The sequence below is a fragment of the Pseudomonas sp. WS 5071 genome, assembly GCF_012985765.1.
GTDB lineage: Bacteria > Pseudomonadota > Gammaproteobacteria > Pseudomonadales > Pseudomonadaceae > Aquipseudomonas > Aquipseudomonas lundensis_A.
The window spans coordinates 76,144-95,048 of record NZ_JAAQWY010000004.1 but is presented as its reverse complement, the minus strand read 5'-3'; the positions used below and the strand labels follow the sequence as shown (position 1 = coordinate 95,048).

The 18,905-nt window shown below is 58.0% G+C and carries 18 protein-coding genes; 10 read left to right on the top strand and 8 right to left on the bottom strand.

The annotated features are described in order from the left end of the window. Positions 1 to 152 precede the first annotated feature (152 nt). From bufA1 to HBN61_RS03545, 4 genes are read left to right on the top strand one after another with little or no spacing between them, the layout of a single operon-like run. Complete coding sequence (gene bufA1, locus HBN61_RS03560) at positions 153 to 461, top strand: BufA1 family periplasmic bufferin-type metallophore (RefSeq protein WP_170046191.1); 309 nt, start codon at positions 153 to 155, stop codon at positions 459 to 461. A gap of 22 nt (positions 462 to 483) precedes the next feature. Then, positions 484 to 1,362, top strand: coding sequence for an MNIO family bufferin maturase (gene bufB, locus HBN61_RS03555; protein WP_170046190.1), 879 nt, complete (start codon positions 484 to 486; stop codon positions 1,360 to 1,362). Further along, positions 1,359 to 2,135 (top strand): HvfC/BufC N-terminal domain-containing protein, encoded by a 777-nt coding sequence (locus tag HBN61_RS03550; RefSeq protein WP_170046189.1) that lies wholly within the window; start codon positions 1,359 to 1,361, stop codon positions 2,133 to 2,135. Before bufB ends, HBN61_RS03550 begins: the two co-directional genes overlap by 4 nt. Next, positions 2,132 to 2,665 (top strand): DoxX family protein, encoded by a 534-nt coding sequence (locus HBN61_RS03545; protein WP_170046188.1) that lies wholly within the window; start codon positions 2,132 to 2,134, stop codon positions 2,663 to 2,665. Before HBN61_RS03550 ends, HBN61_RS03545 begins: the two co-directional genes overlap by 4 nt. Here HBN61_RS03545 and HBN61_RS03540 read toward each other — a convergent pair. Then, positions 2,632 to 3,540: a LysR family transcriptional regulator gene (locus HBN61_RS03540; protein ID WP_170046187.1), complete on the bottom strand. Its 909-nt coding sequence runs from the start codon at positions 3,538 to 3,540 to the stop codon at positions 2,632 to 2,634. The genes HBN61_RS03545 and HBN61_RS03540 overlap by 34 nt on opposite strands. Before the next feature lie 104 nt (positions 3,541 to 3,644). On the opposite strand from HBN61_RS03540, the gene HBN61_RS03535 reads away from it, so the two are divergent. The 4 genes from HBN61_RS03535 to nhaA all read left to right on the top strand — a co-directional run bounded on the left by HBN61_RS03535 (position 3,645) and on the right by nhaA (position 8,187). Next, complete coding sequence (locus HBN61_RS03535) at positions 3,645 to 4,244, top strand: short chain dehydrogenase (RefSeq protein WP_170046186.1); 600 nt, start codon at positions 3,645 to 3,647, stop codon at positions 4,242 to 4,244. A gap of 59 nt (positions 4,245 to 4,303) precedes the next feature. Continuing rightward, positions 4,304 to 4,975 (top strand): COG3650 family protein, encoded by a 672-nt coding sequence (locus HBN61_RS03530; RefSeq protein ID WP_169963250.1) that lies wholly within the window; start codon positions 4,304 to 4,306, stop codon positions 4,973 to 4,975. 116 nt (positions 4,976 to 5,091) lie between these two features. Continuing rightward, a complete protein-coding gene (locus tag HBN61_RS03525) occupies positions 5,092 to 6,702 on the top strand; it encodes an NAD(P)/FAD-dependent oxidoreductase (RefSeq protein ID WP_170046185.1) in 1,611 nt (536 codons plus the stop codon). Positions 6,703 to 7,005: 303 nt separating this feature from the next. Further along, positions 7,006 to 8,187 (top strand): Na+/H+ antiporter NhaA, encoded by a 1,182-nt coding sequence (gene nhaA, locus HBN61_RS03520; protein ID WP_170046184.1) that lies wholly within the window; start codon positions 7,006 to 7,008, stop codon positions 8,185 to 8,187. Between the two features lie 112 nt (positions 8,188 to 8,299). Here the strand turns inward: nhaA and HBN61_RS03515 are convergent, their stop codons facing one another. Then, positions 8,300 to 8,764 carry an outer membrane lipoprotein gene (locus tag HBN61_RS03515; protein WP_094993618.1) on the bottom strand — a complete coding sequence of 155 codons (465 nt, stop codon included), beginning with the start codon at positions 8,762 to 8,764 and terminating at the stop codon, positions 8,300 to 8,302. A gap of 186 nt (positions 8,765 to 8,950) precedes the next feature. On the opposite strand from HBN61_RS03515, the gene HBN61_RS03510 reads away from it, so the two are divergent. Then, complete coding sequence (locus HBN61_RS03510) at positions 8,951 to 9,232, top strand: hypothetical protein (RefSeq protein ID WP_170046183.1); 282 nt, start codon at positions 8,951 to 8,953, stop codon at positions 9,230 to 9,232. On the opposite strand, the gene pdxH is transcribed toward HBN61_RS03510, so the two are convergent. From pdxH to dinG, 6 genes are all read right to left on the bottom strand, one after another. Beyond that, positions 9,180 to 9,827 carry a pyridoxamine 5'-phosphate oxidase gene (pdxH, locus tag HBN61_RS03505; protein WP_170046182.1) on the bottom strand — a complete coding sequence of 216 codons (648 nt, stop codon included), beginning with the start codon at positions 9,825 to 9,827 and terminating at the stop codon, positions 9,180 to 9,182. The two genes, HBN61_RS03510 and pdxH, sit on opposite strands and share 53 nt — an antisense overlap. Positions 9,828 to 9,852: 25 nt before the next feature. Continuing rightward, on the bottom strand, positions 9,853 to 10,968 hold the full coding sequence (locus tag HBN61_RS03500) for an OmpA family protein (protein ID WP_170046181.1): 1,116 nt from the start codon (positions 10,966 to 10,968) through the stop codon (positions 9,853 to 9,855). A gap of 109 nt (positions 10,969 to 11,077) precedes the next feature. After that, positions 11,078 to 12,223 (bottom strand): serine hydrolase, encoded by a 1,146-nt coding sequence (locus tag HBN61_RS03495; RefSeq protein ID WP_169963242.1) that lies wholly within the window; start codon positions 12,221 to 12,223, stop codon positions 11,078 to 11,080. Positions 12,224 to 12,445: 222 nt separating this feature from the next. Beyond that, on the bottom strand, positions 12,446 to 13,591 hold the full coding sequence (locus HBN61_RS03490; RefSeq protein ID WP_170046180.1) for a serine hydrolase domain-containing protein: 1,146 nt from the start codon (positions 13,589 to 13,591) through the stop codon (positions 12,446 to 12,448). Positions 13,592 to 13,710: 119 nt separating this feature from the next. Further along, positions 13,711 to 16,062, bottom strand: coding sequence for a beta-galactosidase (locus HBN61_RS03485; RefSeq protein ID WP_094993624.1), 2,352 nt, complete (start codon positions 16,060 to 16,062; stop codon positions 13,711 to 13,713). Positions 16,063 to 16,156: 94 nt separating this feature from the next. After that, positions 16,157 to 18,301 carry an ATP-dependent DNA helicase DinG gene (gene dinG / locus HBN61_RS03480; RefSeq protein WP_047278693.1) on the bottom strand — a complete coding sequence of 715 codons (2,145 nt, stop codon included), beginning with the start codon at positions 18,299 to 18,301 and terminating at the stop codon, positions 16,157 to 16,159. Positions 18,302 to 18,398: 97 nt separating this feature from the next. On the opposite strand from dinG, the gene HBN61_RS03475 reads away from it, so the two are divergent. Then, complete coding sequence (locus HBN61_RS03475) at positions 18,399 to 18,863, top strand: CopD family protein (protein WP_094993625.1); 465 nt, start codon at positions 18,399 to 18,401, stop codon at positions 18,861 to 18,863. The last annotated feature ends 42 nt before the right edge of the window (positions 18,864 to 18,905 follow it).

The window sequence follows — 18,905 nt, the reverse complement described above, 5'->3', positions numbered from 1 at the left end:
GCGCTTATGCATCGACTGCCAACCTGCCTGTCAGGCACATTTCATTTTTTTCAACTGCTCTGTAATAAAACCCGAAGTCGCTTCTCTAGTGAAGTAAGCCGGCAGCCACCACGCGCTGGCCACACTCGAAAACTCAACCTCGGAGAATCACCATGTCTAACAAAACCACTCGCACTGTATCCGCCGCAGCCTTGGCGCTGGCCCTGGGTTCAGCCTTGAGCATGGCCGCCCTGCCCTCCACCGCGTTCGCGTCGGGCGACATGGAAAAATGCTTCGGCGTCGCCATGGCAGGCAAGAACGATTGCGCCGCGGGCGCTGGCACTACCTGCGCGGGCACAGCCAAAACCGACCATCAGGCCAACGCGTGGAAATTGGTCCCTAAAGGCACGTGCGAGCGCACTGTCAGCACCACCTCCCCGACCGGTTTCGGGCAGTTGACGGCTTATGCCGCCAAATCCTGACAGTCGTCATTGAGCCATGATGATGCACAGCCCGACTGCTTCGCACATCGCGCCTCGTGCGCCCCAGCTTTCGCCACGTGCGGGGCTGGGGCTCAAGGCCGAGCACTTCAAAGACATTCTGGAGACCCGGCCCGATATCGGTTTCTTCGAAGTTCATGCCGAAAACTACATGGTCGCCGGAGGCCCCTTTCACCATTATTTGAGCTTGATTCGGGAGCACTATCCCCTGTCGATCCACGGGGTAGGTCTGTCCATTGGCTGCGAGGGGGTGCTGGATCAAGCCCATTTGTTGCGATTGCGTACCCTGCTCGACCGCTATGAGCCTGAACAATTCTCTGAACACCTGGCGTGGTCCATCCATGGTCAGTGGTTTCTCAATGATCTGCTGCCATTGCGCTATGACGACGCGACGTTGACGCGGGTCTGTGAGCATATCGATCACGTACAAAACGTCCTGCGACGGCCCATGCTGCTGGAAAACCCGGCAACCTACGTCGAATTCGATCAGGCCGACTACGACGAAGCTGCATTTATTCATCACGTCATACAGCGCACCGGCTGTGGCCTGTTGCTGGATGTGAACAATGTGTACGTGTCCTGCATCAATCATCGCCGTGATCCGATTGCCTATATCGACGCCCTGCCGTTACAGGCCGTCGGCGAACTTCATCTGGCAGGTTTTGCCGAAGACACCGACAGTCAGGGCCAGCGCCTGTTGATCGACAACCATGGTGCAGCCGTTGATAGCGCCGTCTGGGCCCTTTATGGGCAGGTATTGAAGCGTATCGGTCCCATGGCGACCCTGATTGAACGGGATAATCACCTACCTGCCCTGAACGAGCTGCTCATCGAAGCGCAACGCGCTGATCATATGATTCAGACCTCAAAGGTGCGTGTATGACCTTACAACAGGCCTTCAGCGCCGCCCTTTTCGATCCGCAGTCGAGTTGCCCGCACGGTGTGATTTGCCCTGTTGGCAGTGATGCGTCGAGCCGTTTTTCCGTGTACCGAAACAACGTACTCAGCGGTTTGATCAACGCCTTGGGCGCCAGTTTTCCGGTGGTTGCCCGCTTGGTGGGAGACGCGTTCTTCCATGGCATGGCGCACGTGTTCGTGCACAAAAACCCGCCGGACAATCCGGTCATGAGTACCTACGGGCATTGCTTTGCGGACTTCATTCAAGATTTTGCCCCGGCCAATAGCCTGCCGTATCTCGCTGATGTCGCACGCTTGGAATGGCTCTGTGTTCAGGCGTATCACGCCGCCGATGCCCTGCCTTTGAACCCGCAGGCCCTTGCGCGGGCATTGGCCAATCCCGCTACCCTGGAACAACTGCGCATGACGTTGCACCCGAGTGTGGCCACCCTGCATTCCCCGTATGCCGTGGCCTCCCTGTGGATTGCGCACCAGAACAGCGGACACCTTCAGGGACTGGACCCCAGCCAGCCGCAAAGTGCGCTGGTGCTGCGTCATGGTTTGAACGTAGAAGTGTTTGCGGTCAGCTCAGGGAGCGTAGCGTTTATTCGACTTTTGAAAACCCACTGCCCTCTTGGTCAAGCTGCTGACAATGCCCTGCACGCCGATCCCGGATTTGACTTGAGCCAGTGCCTGGCACTGCTCATCAGCATGGGCGCCATCACCGAAGTGCAGCACGCCCATGAGGTAACGTTATGAACACGTTTACAGAATATTCCTGCAGAATCGGCCGTTTATGGGCACATACAACCCGTGCTCTGCAACGCATTCCCCACTCCCTGATAGCGTTAATTGCGCGCTTCTCCATCGCCGCTGTGTTCTGGAAGTCGGGGCAAACCAAGGTTGAAGGCTTTGCACTGGACGTGGTGTCCGGCACTGTCGAGTGGGGACAACCCCACTTGGCCGATTCAGCGCTGTACTTGTTCAGCCACGAGTACAAGGTGCCATTGCTGCCTGCGGAGTTCGCCGCTTACGCGGCGACCGTCTGCGAACACCTGTTTTCAGCACTGATACTGGTGGGTTTGGCCACGCGTGTATCAGCCTTGATGCTTCTAGGCATGACCCTGACGATTCAACTGTTTGTTTACCCAGAAGCTTACGCAACCCACGGCACCTGGGCGGCCATTTTGCTGTACCTGATGGCACGGGGGCCGGGCGCCATTTCCATCGATTACTGGCTGGCGCGACTTTATCGTCAAGGCTGTTCGAAGCGCTGCACAGTGCGTTGAAACCAACTCACAAGGTAATCCGCCAACACTTGCGTGCGCTTGGGCAAGCCACCTTGATACGGGTGAACGAGGTACATCGGATGGCTTTGCGTCTGGTAGTCGCGCAATACACTGCACAAGCGCCCGTCAGACAGTTCGGCGTTGAGCATATAGGACGGCAGACGTGCAATCCCTGCACCGACCACGGCAGCTTTTTTTAGCAAGCTGTAGTGATTACTCGCGAATGGTCCCGACACCCGTACACGGTACAGCTCATGCTGCTTGTGGTAGAGCCACTCCTCGCGTCCAAGGTAATGGCTATTAAGCAGGCAACGGTGACCGGCCAGTACATGCGGTGTCTCCGGCTCACCGAACTGCGCCAGATACGCGGGGCTTGCACAGGTAACCTCGTGCCAGCTTACCACTTGTTTGGCGACCAGACGTTCGTGAGTGGCGACTTTAGACCGAATCGCCAGATCAAAGCCTTCGCGCGCCATGTCTCGGTAACTGTTGTTGAGCTCCAGCTCGATTTGCACCTGCGGGTAATCGCGGGAGAACTCAAGCAACAGAGAATCAAAGAATGTTTCCCCTAATGACACAGGAACCGTCATTCGCACAGGCCCGGCAATGTCCTCCTGAAGACGCGCCAACGCCTGACGCGCGCGCTCAACTTGAATTACAAGAGCTTGAGCTTGCGGCAACAGAGCCGCGCCCGCTGCCGTAAGGCTCAAGCGACGCGTGGTTCGGTGCAGAAGAATCACCGAAAACTGCGCTTCCAACTGGCTGATACGCTTGGATAACTGGCCTTTGCTGCAACCCAATTGTTGGGCCGCCAGCGTGAAACTGCCCGCATCAATTAATACCGCAAACGCGGCCAGATCATCCATTTCGCTCATCGATTGTTTCCATATAAAAACCAAAGGTTGCCAATTAGCGCGCTTATCACACAAAAAAACCAACACTAGACTAAGCCAACACTTCCCCCCTAGAGGTAAAGGCTATGAAAGTTCTCTTGATCGGCGCCCAAGGCACCATTGGTTCAGCCATTGATCGCGAATTGTCAGCACGGCACGAAGTTGTGCGTATTGGCCGTAAAAGCGGAGATTTTCAAGTGGACATCAGTGACAGCGCGTCCATACGCCAACTGTTTGAGCAAACCGGTCAATTCGACGCGTTGATCTGTGCAGCAGGTAGCGTGACGTTTGCGCCTTTGGCCAACATGAGTGAAAAAGACTTTTCACTGGGCTTACAGACTAAACTCATGGGCCAGGTCAACTTACTCCTGATTGGCCGAGCATTCGCCAATGATGGCGCATCGTTCACCTTCACCAGCGGCGTCATTAATCGTGAGCCTATTCGCTCCGGTAGCTCGGCAGCGCTCGTAAATGCCGCACTGGATGGTTTCGTAAAAGCCGCCGCTATCGAATTACCACGCGGTCTGCGTGTGAACTCGGTCAGTCCCACCGTACTGGAAGAAGCTATGGATCATTACGCTCCGTACTTTCGAGGGTTCAAGCCGGTGCCGGCAGCCGAGGTAGCATTAGCCTATGCAAAAAGTGTTGAAGGTCTGCACACCGGCCAGACGTATCAGGTCGGCTAAACACTTGTGATGGCAGGCGAGCCTGAGTAACGTGGCGGCACTTGTCAGGAGACCTGAAGATGCGTGTCGCCCGTTCCTTAGTTTTAGTCGCCCTGCTCCCCGTGTTCGCGGGCTGCCAATTGCTTAACAGCAAACCCATGGACAACCATGCGGGTTTGTCGCGCCTGCAAGGCGAGTTGATCTCGACCAACGGTGAGCTGGTCTTCCAGCCCTGTATCGGACAACAGCGTTACGTCGTACGTGACAGCGAAAACACCACGCTCGTACAAGATGCTGCAGACATGCCGCTCAAGCCCGAGGCCCTTTTCGCAGATATTCGCGGCCAATTCATCGCAAGCAAAGCCGCCGGCTCGGATGGCGAGGTCAACGTCAAACAGCTCTATCGCCTTGAGCGCAGCAGCACGGCCTGCAAAGATCCGAACTTCAAGCAACTGACCGTGCATGCCAACGGCAACGGTCCGGCGTGGGAAGTCCGCGCTGGCAGCAAGGGCATGGAATTGACCCGCGAAGGCCAGCCACCTCTGGCGCTGCCGTACGTGGAAGAACAAGTCGGCGACGGGCGTTTTTACCTGTCCACCGAAGCCAACAACCAACGCATCGAGCTCTGGGTGGCGCCGCAACGGTGCACCGACAGCGTTAATGGCAGTGTGCAGCATTTGGGTGCCGAACTCCGGGTCAACGGTCAGGTCCAGCGCGGCTGCGGTTATTTCGGGGGCGCACGCAACGACTAACCGACGACGGTTACTGAACATTGCCGTTTAAGCCTGACGGATTCACCCCGAAGCAGCCTATAATCGCCGGTCTATGGCTGCCGGGGTAAACCTGGCCCCAATACTGGACCACCGTCATGTTACGAATTACCGAACTCAAGTTGCCAATCGACCATCCCGAAGAAGACCTGCGCCCTGCCATCGTGCAGCGCCTGGGCATCGCGGATGATGACCTGATCGATTTCACCTTGTTCAAGCGCAGCTACGATGCGCGCAAAAAATCCTCCGAACTGTGCTTCATCTACACCATCGACCTGTCGGTGCGTGATGAAGCACCGTTGCTGCTCAAGTTTGCCGATGATCGCAACGTCAATCCTGCACCGGACGTCAGCTACAAGGTAGTCGGCCAGGCGCCGCAGGACCTGACCGAACGCCCGATTGTGGTCGGGTTCGGTCCGTGCGGTATTTTTGCAGGCCTGCTGCTGGCTCAGATGGGCTTCAAGCCCATCATTCTTGAACGTGGCCCGGAAGTACGTCAGCGCACCAAAGACACGTGGGGCCTGTGGCGTAAGAACGTCCTGAACCCCGAATCCAACGTGCAATTTGGTGAAGGCGGTGCGGGGACGTTCTCTGACGGCAAGCTGTACAGCCAGATCAAAGACCCGCAACACCACGGCCGCAAGGTGCTGCACGAGTTTGTGAAAGCCGGCGCCCCCGAAGAAATCCTCTACGTCAGCAAGCCGCATATCGGGACGTTCCGTCTGACGGGTGTGGTGGAAAATATGCGTCAGCAGATCGAGGCCCTGGGCGGCGAAGTTCGCTTTCAACAGCGTGTGACCGACGTAATGATCGACAACGGTCAATTGACCGGTGTGGTACTGGCCGATGGCGAGCAACTGAATGCACGCCACGTCATCATGGCGCTGGGCCACAGTGCGCGTGACACCTTCCGCATGCTGCACGCACGCGGCGTGTACATGGAGGCCAAACCGTTCTCGGTGGGTTTCCGTATTGAACACCCGCAATCGTTGATCGACAGTGCACGCCTGGGCAAATATGCCGGCCACCCGAAGTTGGGCGCAGCCGACTACAAACTGGTGCACCACGCCAAAAACGGTCGTTCGGTGTACAGCTTCTGCATGTGCCCCGGCGGTACGGTTGTGGCGGCCACCAGCGAACCCGGCCGAGTGGTGACCAACGGCATGAGCCAGTACTCGCGTAACGAGCGCAATGCCAACTCCGGCATCGTCGTCGGCATCACCCCCGAAGACTACCCGGGCGGGCCTTTGGCTGGTATTGAGCTGCAAGAGCGCCTCGAAGCCCACGCCTACGTTCTGGGTGGCAGCACTTACGAAGCGCCAGCACAGCTGGTTGGCGACTTTATTGCCGGTAAACCCTCCACTGCGCTGGGCAGCGTCGAACCGTCGTATAAGCCGGGCGTAGCGTTGGGCGATCTGGCGCTGGCCTTGCCGGATTACGCCATCGAAGCCATCCGTGAAGCCTTGCCGGCGTTCGAAAAGAAAATTAAAGGTTTCTCGATGCATGACGCGATCCTGACCGGTATCGAGACCCGCACCTCATCGCCCTTGCGCATGACCCGCGACGCCTCAATGCAAAGTCTCAACGTCAAAGGTCTGTACCCGGCAGGTGAAGGCGCCGGTTATGCAGGCGGCATTCTGTCCGCGGCCGTGGACGGTATTCGCATCGCTGAGGCGGTTGCTCGCGATCTGCTGGGCATCGACGCTTAAAACGGGCAGTGCTACTGCCAAGCCGCTCAGAACGGATCGACAGTTCTGCTTGAGCCATCAACGGCAAAGGGCCCTCGGGCTCTTATTGCAGCTTGGCGATAGCAGTAACCTTCAGCTGTTAAGCCCCTTTCCTACGGGCTTTCACGGCTAATTCCTGACTCACTTTGATACACAACTGCTAGGCTTTTGAGCGGTGTGATTTCGCGCGCCGGCTTATAACAAAAAAGAATATAGTTTTTGTTTTAACAACTAACCTCTCAGGTTAGGGTGTTGCACCCTTTCACTCACCGATGGAGAGCGACCTTGCCTCTGCGTAGCACTTTCACTCGTTTCTTTCAGTTGGAAGCTGCCAGCGGTTTGCTGTTGATTGCCGCAGCCGCTCTGGCTTTGATCATCAACAACTCACCGCTTTCACACTTCTATACCGCCTTCCTGGACGTGCCTGTGGCCGTGCAAATTGGCGCGCTGCAAATTGCCAAACCTTCGCTGCTGTGGATCAACGACGGCCTGATGGCGTTGTTTTTCCTGCTGATCGGTCTGGAGGTCAAGCGCGAGCTGCTTGAAGGCCAGTTGTCCAAGCCATCGCAGGTCGTGCTACCCGGCGCCGCAGCGATTGGCGGTATGGTGGTGCCAGCGTTGATCTACTGGTTCATCAACAAGGACTACCCGGATGCGTTGGGTGGCTGGGCAATTCCCATGGCTACCGACATCGCGTTTGCGCTGGGTGTCCTGGCGCTGCTGGGCAAGCGGGTTCCGGTATCGCTCAAGCTGTTCCTGATGACGCTGGCGATCATTGATGACTTGGGCGCGATCGTGGTGATTGCCCTGTTCTACTCCAGCGAACTGTCGGGCATGTCCCTGATTCTGGCCGCTGCGTGCCTGGTGGTGCTGATCATCATGAACCGCATGGGTGTGGTGAAAGTCGCGCCGTACATGATCGTTGGCCTGATTCTGTGGATGTGTGTTCTCAAGAGCGGCGTTCACGCCACGCTGGCAGGTGTCACACTGGCGTTCTGCATCCCGTTGCGCACCAAGAACTCAGAGCCATCGCCGCTGATGACCATTGAGCACGCACTGCACCCGTGGGTGGCATACGGGATCTTGCCGTTGTTTGCCTTTGCCAATGCGGGCGTTTCGTTGTCAGGCATTACCCTGCACAACTTCGTCAGTCACGTACCCATGGGGATTGCCGCAGGCTTGCTGATCGGTAAAACCGTGGGCGTGTTCGGCCTGACCTGGATCGCCATCAAAACCGGCATGGCGGCATTGCCAGCCGGCGCAAACTGGGGGCAAGTGTTCGGCGTGGCCATCCTGTGCGGCATCGGCTTTACCATGAGCCTGTTTGTCGGCTCGCTGGCGTTTGTCGCAGGCAGCAGCGATTACGTTGGCATGGACCGTATGGGGATTCTCACCGGTTCGATCCTGGCCGCCTTGATCGGCTATGCGGTGACAGCCATGGCGAGCCGCAAGCCGGTAACCAACTGATCGGCTGCATGCCGCAGCTGACCCGGGGACCCCGCCTGTGCCAGCTGCGGCGAAGCCAATAAAAAACCCCGGCCAGTTCGTACTGGCCGGGGTTTTGTTTTTACGCGGTGACTTACTGAGTCACGCGGCTGGTGCCATCAACGGTCATGATGCGTACACGCTCACCGGTACGGAACACCTGATTCGGCTCTACCTGTTGCACATACGCACGGGTGCTGCCGTCGTCTTCACGCACGGTGATTTCAACACCCTGGGTTTTGGTCAGGCCAGATTCTGCAGCCGACCCCAACAGACCGCCTGCGACAGCACCGATGACAGCCGTCACGATGCTGCCGCGACCGCCGCCAATGGCGCTACCACCTACCCCACCTACAACAGCACCGGTTGCGGCGCCGATCGGGGTTTTGGTGCCTTCAATTTTGACCGGACGCAAGGCAACGATAGTGCCCATACGCACTGTCTGCACGCGACGCGCTTCTTCGCGCGAGTAAGAGTCGCCGGTCAAGTTGGAGGTGCAGCCGCCCAACAGGACTGTCATGGTAGAAAAAGCAGCAATTAACAGTACGGACTTACGCATTAGATCAACTCCAAAAGATCAGGGATTCATTAAACTCCGCGGCCACCGCCCTGTCACGGCCGGGTGCGGAAAAAATAGCCTTTATTCAGCGGCTGTACAGCCAGATAAACGCCTTCAATCAGGTCGAAACGTCAAGCAAGGGTAGCGGGTAATCACTCGTTACGCTGCGTTCATCACAGGACACATATGGACTATTTCATCATTTTCATCACCACTGCCGCCGGCCTGTATTTCCACGGGTGGTTGTATGTGCGTATCAAACGCTGGATGGACAGGGATCTGGCGTTGTCGCTGGCAGGTGACGATCCGGCCCGCAAGGCCTTTATGTTGCAACGCCTGGAAGAGGCTCACAAGCAGAGAATCAAACGCCGCGACATGCCCCAATGGCTGCAAGCCGCGGCGTCTGAATATGCCGTCAGGGTGCCAAACGCTCCCGCGTCCAGTCAGTCCCGCAAAGCCGATAGTTGAGGCGGTCATGCAAGCGGCTGGGACGGCCTTGCCAAAACTCGATGCGCTCAGGTAACAACCTGAAACCACCCCAATGCTCGGGACAATGGGGCTGCGTATCAGTGAAGCGCTCCTGAGTGACACGAAGCAGTTCGGCCAGCTCTTCACGTCCGGCAATCACCTGGCTTTGCGGCGAAGCCCAGGCACCTATGCGGCTACCCAACGGGCGAACTTGATAGTAAGCGTCTGACTCTTCAGGCGTCACCTTGACCACGCGCCCTTCAATGCGCACCTGACGTTCCAGCGTCGGCCAGAAGAATGTCATGGCCGCAAAGGGATGCGCCGCCAGTTGCTGGCCTTTTGCACTGGTGTAGTTGGTGAAGAAGGTAAACCCTTCAGCATCCAGCCCCTTGAGCAACAGCACGCGACAGTGCGGGCGCCCGTCTTCATCCACCGTTGCCAGCGTCATGGCATTGGCTTCTACGGGCGGCTGCTCGGTTTTGACCGCGTCTGCAAACCATTGATGAAACAACCCGAAAGGCTCCGCCGGGGCCTGAGCCTCGGCGAGTCCATCACGGGTGTAGTCGCGTCGCATATCTGCCAGCGCTTGAGTCATGCCACCCTCCCGTTAATCAAACCAATCAGTTTTTGGCTTGAGTATTGCTCACGTCCTTTTTCGCGGCGGCAGTCTTGGCGACCACCGCTTTCTTGGCTGGAGCGGCTTTAGCAGGTTTCTTGGCCGGGGCGGATTTCTTGGCAACTACGGCTTGCTTCGCCGGGGCCGCAGCTTTTTTAGCCGCGACCGCTTTGGAAGGCGCAACAGCGGGTTGTACGGCTACCAGTTCAGCCGGGGACAGTGCTGGCTGGCTGTATTTGCTCACAAGCGCCAGCATGGTGTTTTGCGGTGTCATCAGGATCTCAACACGGCGGTTCAGCGCACGGCCTTCGTTACTGTCATTGGCCGCCCGTGGCATCACCGATCCCATACCACGCAAGGTCAAGCGGTTCGCCTGCAGACCACTCATGCGGAAAATCGCGGCGACCGAACGCGCGCGGTCGAGGCTTAACTTGGTATTGGCAGCCATTGCGCCTGTGGTGTCGGCGTGGCCAAGCACCAGAACTGCGGTTTTTGGATCGCCTTCAACCACTTTGGCAACACGGGTGAACGGACCGAGCATGGACGGCTTCAACAAGTCCGGACGGGTTGGTTTGAACGCACTGTCCGCAGACGCCACGATCACCAGTAAGCTTTCACGGCGCTCAAGTTGCAGGTTGGTGTCTTTGATGGCTGCACGCAGGCGCGGCTCATATTCGTCCAGCCAGGCTTGAGTCACTTTAGGGTCAGGCATCGGCACGACATTGGCTGCCACCGGCTTGGTGTCTTTAGCAGTGCTGCCAAACGGCCACCACCAGTTCTTTTCGGTGCTTGACGTAGGTGCAGCGGCTACCGTTTTTTCTTTAGCGACAGGTGCATCTTTCTTGGCACTGTCCGAACCAAAAGGCCACCAGCTGGAGCCGCTGTCTTTTTTGGCTTCGGTAGTGGCGGGAGCTGTTTTGGCTACAGCGGGCGCAGCCGTTTTTTTGTCGGTCGGCTTGGCTGCCGGGGCATCAGCCTTGTCAGCAGCGGGTGTTGCTGCCTGATCCGACGACCCGAGCTGCCACCATTTGTGGCCGCCTTCTGCGTCATTTTGTGGTGTTTGTGCGCAACCAGTGATTGCCAGACAAAGGGCGAGTGCAAGGGTCTTATTAGATGACATTGAATATCCACACAATGAATTAGAAATAATTGGACGCGATATACGTATAAAAAAGCGTATTAAGCGCATTAAAGCCACAGGGATCCGACCTACGGCTTACAAAACAGTCTTACAAACACGTTGCTAATGCCCGCACCAGCTTTTGCGCACGGGGATCCATCAAAACATAGGGGCCGAGCGTGTTGGTGACAAACCCAAACGCCACATCGCGTTCCGGGTCGGCAAACCCGATGGAACCGCCCGCCCCGGGATGGCCAAAAGCCTTGGCCCCCAGACCAAACGTGGCATTCGCCACTTCAGGCTGATCCAGCATGCACCCCAGGCCAAAACGCGTTTGGGTGCGCAGGGTTTTGTCTTCACCAACGCTGTGCTCGCGGGTCAACTCAGCGAGCATTTCGGACTCCAGCAATTGGCCATCGAGTAAACCGTTGTAGAAACCGGCGAGACTGCGGGCATTGCCATGACCATTGGCCGCTGGTTGCTCCATACGACGCCATTCCGGCTTATTCGTGCTGGTCATAATAGACGGTGGATTGGTAAATGCCCGGGTACTCATGGACGTAGGCTCGTTCATCATCGCCTTCAGCAAGCGCTGGGCAGAGGCATCACCCACCGTGCCTTTGCTGCGGGCGATATGCGCGACCCGATAAAACTCGTCATCCGCCAACCCGATATGGAAGTCCAGCCCCAGCGGCAGTGCCGTACGGGCCATGATCGATTGACCCGGACTGCGCCCATCGGCGCGGCGTATCAATTCACCCAGCAGCCAACCATAGGTGATGGCGGCATAACCATGCCCATCACCCGGCGTCCACCACGGAGCTTCAGCCGCCAGCGCATCCACCATGGTTTGCCATTCATACAGCGCCTGAGGCGGCATAGGTTCACGCAATGCAGGTAAACCGGCACGATGGCTCAGCAGGTGACGCAACGTGATGGACTCTTTACCGGCCGCGGCAAATTCCGGCCAATAGCGAACTACCGGGACATCCAGCGCCAGCTTGCCTTCTTCCACCAATTGCAAGGCCGTCACGGCAGTGAAGGTTTTGGTACACGAAAACAGGTTGGCAATGGTATCGGTGTGCCATGCCTGCTCACCGTCTTTGTCAGCCGTACCGCCCCACACGTCTATGACCGTTTCACCGCCGACCTGGATACACAGCGCGGCGCCACGCTCTTGAGGGTCGTTGAAAAGCGCGGCAAATGCATCACGCACTGCCTCGAACTTAAGGTCGTGAAAACCCTGAATCTGCACCCGCCCCTCCTGGATCACGCATGGCTCTACAAGGCGTGCATTGTTCCAGCCCCGATCAAATTTTGAAACAGACTAAACGGATCTAAACGCACAATTTTTGAGCATTGGAACATCGAGGGAGAAGGTAAACACATGAAGGTGGATTTTTTGTGAAAAAGCCACCCGACGGCCTGCTTTTCAGGGGCGGGCCTGCCTCGGGAGGCAAGCTCACGCCTGCAAGGGTTAAAGCGCAGCGTTCACGGCTGTGGCCAATTTTTGCACCCGAGGATCCGAGAGGACGTGACTGCCCATGGTGTTGGTGACAAAAGCGAAGGTGACGTCACGGTCGACGTCGGCAAAACTGACAGGGCCACCCAGACCTACATGCCCAAACGCATCAGGCCCCATACAAAACGAAGCGCCGGGGTCGGCAGGCTGTTCCATCATGCAACCCAAGCCATAACGCATGGGTCTAAGCAATGTGCGGTCCATGCTGTTGCTGTGCTCACGCCTGAACGCGTTAAACAGTTCCGGGCCGATCAGTTGCCCCGCCAACAACGCACTGTAAAAGCCCGCCAGCCCATGTGCGGTGCTGTGACTGTTGACGCCCGGCTGGTGGTATTTCCACCAACAGGGGTTGCCCGTGTTTTTGGGGGACATACTTGGATTGGAAAAAGCGAGGGTCGCTACATGCCCAGGCTCGCTGAGCATGACGCGGCGCAAGTCCTGTGCGTATCGATCACCGATGCGTCCTGGCGCGTGTTCGAAATGGGCGATACGAGAAAAATCCAGAGGATCAACCCCCGCGTACACTTCCAGTCCATGGGGTCGGGTTATCTGCTCGCGAATAAACGTGCGCGAATCTCTTCCGTCCACTCGGCGTATCAGCTCACCTAAAATCCAGCCATAGGTGGTTGCACCATAGCCCAGCTCAGCGCCCGGCTCCCACCACAAGGGCTCGGCCGCAACCGCAGTTGCCATATGTGCCCAGTCGTACATCATTGGCGTGTGACTGGGCAGACGCAGCGCCGGCAAGCCGCTGGTATGGCACAGCACCTGGCGCAAGGTAATGAGCTCTTTACCACCTTGCGCAAACTCAGGCCAATAAAAAGCGATGGGCGTATCCAGTGCCAACTTGCCAGTCTCTACCAACATCAAGGCGGCGATGGCGGTGATGGGTTTGATGGCACAGTAAGTATTTACCAGCGTGTCGTGCTGCCATGGCTGCTCACCCGCCAGATCCGCCACACCCGCCCATAGATCAACGACCGTTTCACCGCTGATTTGTACGCAAACCCCACCGCCTCGCTCGTAAGAATCGTCAAAAAAAGACTCAAATGCGTGCTGAACGGCTTCGAACCCACGTGCACACTTCCCTAATGCTTCCATTTCGAAGACTCCATTCAGTTCAGGTGAATGGATAACCTTAGGTTTTGAGCGGGTATTGAGAAAGGCTCTAGAACCCCGACAGCGACGAAATACATCGCCGCCCGTCGAGTTTCACACTGTCAGTGACCTTGGCCCGAGTGCCCGCCTGCATGGCCCGCGCCAGAGCGGCCTTCGTTGCCTTCCTGGGCGGCGTGGCGCGGTGCTTTGACGTCTTTATTAGCGTCTGCCTGGGCCTTGGCCGCTTCTTGGCCAAGTTGGTCCAACGCTTGCAAATTGGCTTTGCGCACGCTTTCAACAAAACCGGTAAATGGCAAATCGGTGATGCCTACCATGCCGAAGTGACCATTTTCGCCATCCAGTAAACGGCCGGTCACTGGCTGATCCAGGTATTGGAACCAATGCACGCCGACGATCGACGGTTCTGTCACCGCCTGTTTGAGGAATTTGCTGTACGCCGGGCCACGCGCCTCCTCGTTGGCCACTTCGGTCACGCCGCCCCAGAACGGGCCGCGATCACGGGAGCCAAAGTTGAACTCGGTGATCATCACCGGCTTGTCGAGTTCTCGCAGTTTGGCAAAGTCGTAGCCGTCTTGCGGTTGCAGCGTGTAGAAGTTGAAGCTCAGGACATCGCAATACTGCGCACACGACGCCACCGCCTCAGGTGTGCTGACGGCAAAACGGCCCCCCAGCAGCAAATGGTTAGGGGCGTGCCATTTGAGCGAGTCGGAAATGGTCTTGAAGTAGTTGTCGGCGAATACTTTCTGGAAGTATTGGTAGTCGGCTTCGATCTCCGGGTGCTCTGGGTTGGGCAACGGTGCTTCGAAACCTGGGTCTTCAAGCAACTCCCAGGCCGGGATATCGACACCCCAGGCCTTGGACAGGCCCTGCTGGTTACGGTACTTGTCACGCAACTGCTTCAAGAACGCGCGTTTGGCGGGAACGTCGGTGGTCATGCGCAACGTGCCAAAGGCCAGCGCATACCGATTCTTCGCATCGGAGCCGGGACCGGCCCACGCCAATTCGTTGTCAGCAAAATAACCGATCAACCACGGATCGTCGCGATGATCACGGGCGGCAATGGCGACGGCGCGTTCAGTGGCCATGGCAAAGCGCGGGTCGAACGGGTCGGGCATGCCGCCCCACCAGTCAGAGCCGGTACTGATGCTGGCGTAATCCCCCACAATCGACAGCGGCAAGGTATAGGGCACGCGCTTGCTATCGCCCAGCGCCGGGTCGCTCCAGTTGCCGATGGTGTTGAAACCCCAGGCTTGCAAGCGATCCAACGTATGAGTTTGCCAGCGTTGTGCATCGAAGGCTTCGGGCGCACAAGGCGTCACAACTTCAGCGCCTTCGACCGCCTTGCCGGTGGTACAGGGCTGGCCATAAATGCGTTGCAGGTTGGCGCCATAAAAGTTGTACCAGCGTCCCGCATCGAACGCTCGCCCACGGCTCGCGCCGTTGCCGCTGTTATGGTCCGAGGTGCCGTAGTAAGCATGCAAAGGTTCGTCTTTGTTCGGCAACGCGCTGAACATCCATTCGCGCCCGGCCACATACGTCTGACTGTCGCTCGCGGTCACGGCGTTCAGGCCCAGGGAGTAAAACGGGTGCCCTTGCGGGGTGACCAGATTCCAGCGCCCGTCACGTTTTTCAGTGCGGAAAAACCCAGTGGCGTCGAACGGTGCGCCTTGGGTCCAGCCACCGAATTTATCCAGATCACTGCGTTTGGCCAGCCAGCCTTTGAGCTGTTGCTGTTCTTTAGCGGCTGCGGCCTTGAGCTGCTCGTCATTGCTTACACGCTCGGGCCACTTGGCACGGGTCGACTGACCATAGCCGTCCACAATTGAGCTGTAGACCGCTTTGATCACTCCGTCGCCGTCTTGCACACCAAAACGTTCGAGCAAGATGCTTTGCGCGGCCGTGGGCTGCGGGACTGACAGCGTCACCGACACCACTTGGCTCAGGTCAATTTCGCCTTGGCTGGCAGCCAGCAAAATGCGCTGACCGTCGAGGTTCATCGGCATCGGCGGTCCGGCGCGCATTCCCTGGCTGTGCGGGGTATTGGCTTTCAACGGCAACAACAACGTCTGCGCCGGACCTGCTGGCAGAGCAACGCGGCTGGTCAACGTTTTGCCGTTGCTGCTTTGCAGCGTAACGTCGAGGGTCAGCGCCCAGTTCATGGCATTTTGAATACGTAACGTCATCATGCCCGACTGCGACCAGTCCCACGCTCCGGTCTGCGGTTTGAGAATCAGGCTCGGGGCGGCTGCCGGGTTGAAGGTCACACGACGCAACACCTCACCTTCGGCCGTTTGTTCTGCGTTGTACTGCGGCAAGATCGCATCCACGGTCGCCACCTGCACCACATCGGCGGGACGAACGAAGTTGAACAAGGTCTGTTGACCGGCAGGCGCTGCCATCAGTGGGGTCGTAACCAGCAGCGCAAAAACAGCGGACAGTGAACGGCGAATCATAAGAATGTGGTTCTCCCAAACGACCGAAAACGGCCGGTGTGGTGGTGAAAGACAAAGCATAGACAGCAAAGTCGGCCATAAGGCCGACTTGCGCTTAAGAAATTTCGCGCCGGAAAGGTGGCAAGGCATTCAGGATCGCCTTGCCATAGCGCTGAGTCACCAGTCGCCGGTCCAGCAACGTGATAGTGCCGCGATCCTGCTCGGTGCGCAGCAGACGACCGCAGGCTTGCACCAGTTTGAGGGACGCGTCGGGGACGGATATTTCCATGAACGGGTTGCCGCCACGGGCCTCGATCCACTCCGCAAGCGCCGCTTCGACCGGGTCGTCAGGCACCGAGAACGGAATTTTAGCGATCACCACGTGCTCACAGTACGCGCCGGGCAAGTCCACACCTTCAGCAAAGCTGGCCAGCCCGAACAACACACTGGAGTCGCCACCATCCACCCGGGCCTTGTGTTTGTTGAGGGTTTCCTGTTTCGACAAGTTGCCCTGGATGAACACCTGCTTGCGCCAGTCACGCTCCAGGCCGTCGAACACGTCCTGCATCTGTTTGCGCGACGAGAACAACACCAGCGTGCCTTTGGAACCTTCAACCAGACCCGGCAGGTCGCGAATGATCGCCGCCGTGTGCGCCATCGCGTCACGCGGGTCGGCTTTAAGGTCGGGCACCCGCAGCACACCCGCGTCGGCATGGTGGAACGGGCTGGGTACGACTGCGGTAACCGCCTTTTTCGGCAACCCGGCGCGCATGCGGAAACGATCGAAGGTGCCCAACGCGGTAAGTGTGGCCGACGTGACTAACGCGCCATAGGCGACGTTCCACAGGTTACGGCGCAGCATTTCTGCCGCCAGAATCGGGCTGGCGTTTACCTCGATATCAAACAGCGAGCCGCTTTCAGCCAGCGTCAACCAACGGGCCATAGGCGGGTTGTCTTCGGGGTCTTCGGTGGTAAAGGCGGTCCACAATTCCCAGTTACCCTGGGCACGGGACAGCAAGCTGCCAAACAGGGGATACCACTCTTCGGCCTGATTGCTGGTGATGCCGATGTTGACCTCACCGTCCATGCCGTCCTTCAGAATTTCAGTCAGCCGGGTAAACAAGTCTGTAAGACGCGAGAAGCCTTTTTTCAGTTCGATGCCCATTTCCCGCATATGATCGGGAATCAGCCCGCCGACAAAGCGGTGCCGCGGGCGCTCACGCCCTTCCGGTTCTTCACCGACCTTGAAGTCAGCGATCTGCTCACAGGTGGTGAACATGAACTGCTGCTGCGCCTTGATCTCCTTCGCAAGCTCCGGCACTTGTTCCAGCAAACGCCCCAAGTCACCCGGCAGTGGGTGTTGCGCCAGCAGTTTGGTGAGGTTCTTGGCGGTTTGCTCCAGCCAGTCGGCGGTGGAGCGCAGGCGCGTGTAATGGGCGAAGTGGCCGATGGCCTTGTCCGGTAGGTGATGGCCTTCGTCGAACACATACAGCGTGTCACGCGGATCAGGCAATACCGCACCGCCGCCCAGCGCCAGGTCGGCCAGTACCATGTCGTGGTTGGTGACGATCACGTCCACCTTGCCCATGCCTTCGCGGGCCTTATAGAAGGCGCACTGGCCGAAGTTCGGGCAATGGCGGTTGGTGCATTGGCTGTGGTCGGTGGTCAGACGCGCCCAGTCCTGGTCTTCCAGAGCCTGAGGCCAGCTGTCGCGGTCGCCGTCCCACTTATTGCCCGCCAGCTTTTCGATCATGCTGGTGAACAGCTTTTGACTGGCTTCATCAACCTCGATCTTGAACCCTTCTTCCTCGAACAACTGCGCCGTCGCAGTTTGCGCGTGGCCTTCTTGCAGCAGCATGTCGAGCTTGGACAGGCACATGTAACGCCCACGGCCTTTGGCCAAGGCAAAACTGAAATTCAGCCCGCTGTTGCGCATGAGATCCGGAAGGTCTTTGTAGACAATCTGCTCCTGCAACGCCACGGTCGCCGTGGCAATCACCAGGCGCTTGCCTGCCGCCTTTGCCGTCGGGATTGCGGCCAGGCTGTAGGCCACGGTCTTGCCGGTGCCAGTGCCCGCTTCGACCGCAACCACGGCGGGCTCGCCGCTGCGATGGCCTTCTTCGTCGGTATCGATGTCGCCCAGCACCTTGGCCACTTCAGCGATCATCAACCGCTGGCCATAGCGTGGCTTGAGGCTCTTGGCTTCGAGAAAACGCGAGTATGCGCCCTGAATCTGGGATTTGAGTTCGTTACTAATCATGGTTCTTCGGGCGCGAGAAACGCTGGATAAATTTTCAGTGGTTCGAATGGCCGCTATCATACCCCGCTAAATCATCCCGCGCCGAACGGAGTACCTCATGACCGCCTTTGCCCTTGCCTATAGCCTGCATGTTTTGGCCGCCCTGATTTGGGTCGGCGGAATGTTTTTTGCCTGGATGATCCTGCGACCGGCCAGTGTGGCGGCCCTTGAAGGCCCGGCCCGGCTGAAATTATGGGTCGAGGTGTTTCCGCGTTTTTTCGTCTGGGTATGGGCCGCGGTGCTGATTTTGCCGATAAGCGGTGTTGGCCTGTTGCAGATCCGCTTTAACGGATTTGAGACCGCACCGCGTTATGTGCAGATCATGATGGGGCTGTACATCGTGATGGTGGCGCTGTTTATCCGCATTCAATCCCTGCAACTTCCGGAACTGCGCAAGGCAGTCCAGGCAGAGCAATGGGCGGCAGGCGCAGCGGCTTTGGCCAGGATTCGTCGATTGGTGGGCTGTAACTTGATCGTCGGGCTGTTGCTGGTAGCGATTGCGGCGGCGCGGCCGATGTTTTAAGGCCTTGAGCTGTTGCGCGACGCCGCGATGAACGTCGTGCAA

Bases quoted from the DNA above. Each gene is read 5' to 3' on its own strand.
- HBN61_RS03535 (WP_170046186.1), top strand. From the start codon at position 3,645: ATGAAAGTTCTCTTGATCGGCGCCCAAGGCACCATTGGTTCAGCCATT.
- HBN61_RS03530 (WP_169963250.1), top strand. From the start codon at position 4,304: ATGCGTGTCGCCCGTTCCTTAGTTTTAGTCGCCCTGCTCCCCGTGTTC.
- bufB (WP_170046190.1), top strand. From the start codon at position 484: ATGCACAGCCCGACTGCTTCGCACATCGCGCCTCGTGCGCCCCAGCTT.
- HBN61_RS03540 (WP_170046187.1), bottom strand. From the start codon at position 3,540: ATGAGCGAAATGGATGATCTGGCCGCGTTTGCGGTATTAATTGATGCG.
- HBN61_RS03510 (WP_170046183.1), top strand. From the start codon at position 8,951: ATGGACTATTTCATCATTTTCATCACCACTGCCGCCGGCCTGTATTTC.
- HBN61_RS03550 (WP_170046189.1), top strand. From the start codon at position 1,359: ATGACCTTACAACAGGCCTTCAGCGCCGCCCTTTTCGATCCGCAGTCG.
- HBN61_RS03490 (WP_170046180.1), bottom strand. From the start codon at position 13,591: ATGGAAGCATTAGGGAAGTGTGCACGTGGGTTCGAAGCCGTTCAGCAC.
- HBN61_RS03545 (WP_170046188.1), top strand. From the start codon at position 2,132: ATGAACACGTTTACAGAATATTCCTGCAGAATCGGCCGTTTATGGGCA.
- HBN61_RS03515 (WP_094993618.1), bottom strand. From the start codon at position 8,764: ATGCGTAAGTCCGTACTGTTAATTGCTGCTTTTTCTACCATGACAGTC.
- HBN61_RS03475 (WP_094993625.1), top strand. From the start codon at position 18,399: ATGACCGCCTTTGCCCTTGCCTATAGCCTGCATGTTTTGGCCGCCCTG.
- dinG (WP_047278693.1), bottom strand. From the start codon at position 18,301: ATGATTAGTAACGAACTCAAATCCCAGATTCAGGGCGCATACTCGCGT.
- HBN61_RS03485 (WP_094993624.1), bottom strand. From the start codon at position 16,062: ATGATTCGCCGTTCACTGTCCGCTGTTTTTGCGCTGCTGGTTACGACC.
- HBN61_RS03500 (WP_170046181.1), bottom strand. From the start codon at position 10,968: ATGTCATCTAATAAGACCCTTGCACTCGCCCTTTGTCTGGCAATCACT.
- pdxH (WP_170046182.1), bottom strand. From the start codon at position 9,827: ATGACTCAAGCGCTGGCAGATATGCGACGCGACTACACCCGTGATGGA.
- bufA1 (WP_170046191.1), top strand. From the start codon at position 153: ATGTCTAACAAAACCACTCGCACTGTATCCGCCGCAGCCTTGGCGCTG.
- HBN61_RS03525 (WP_170046185.1), top strand. From the start codon at position 5,092: ATGTTACGAATTACCGAACTCAAGTTGCCAATCGACCATCCCGAAGAA.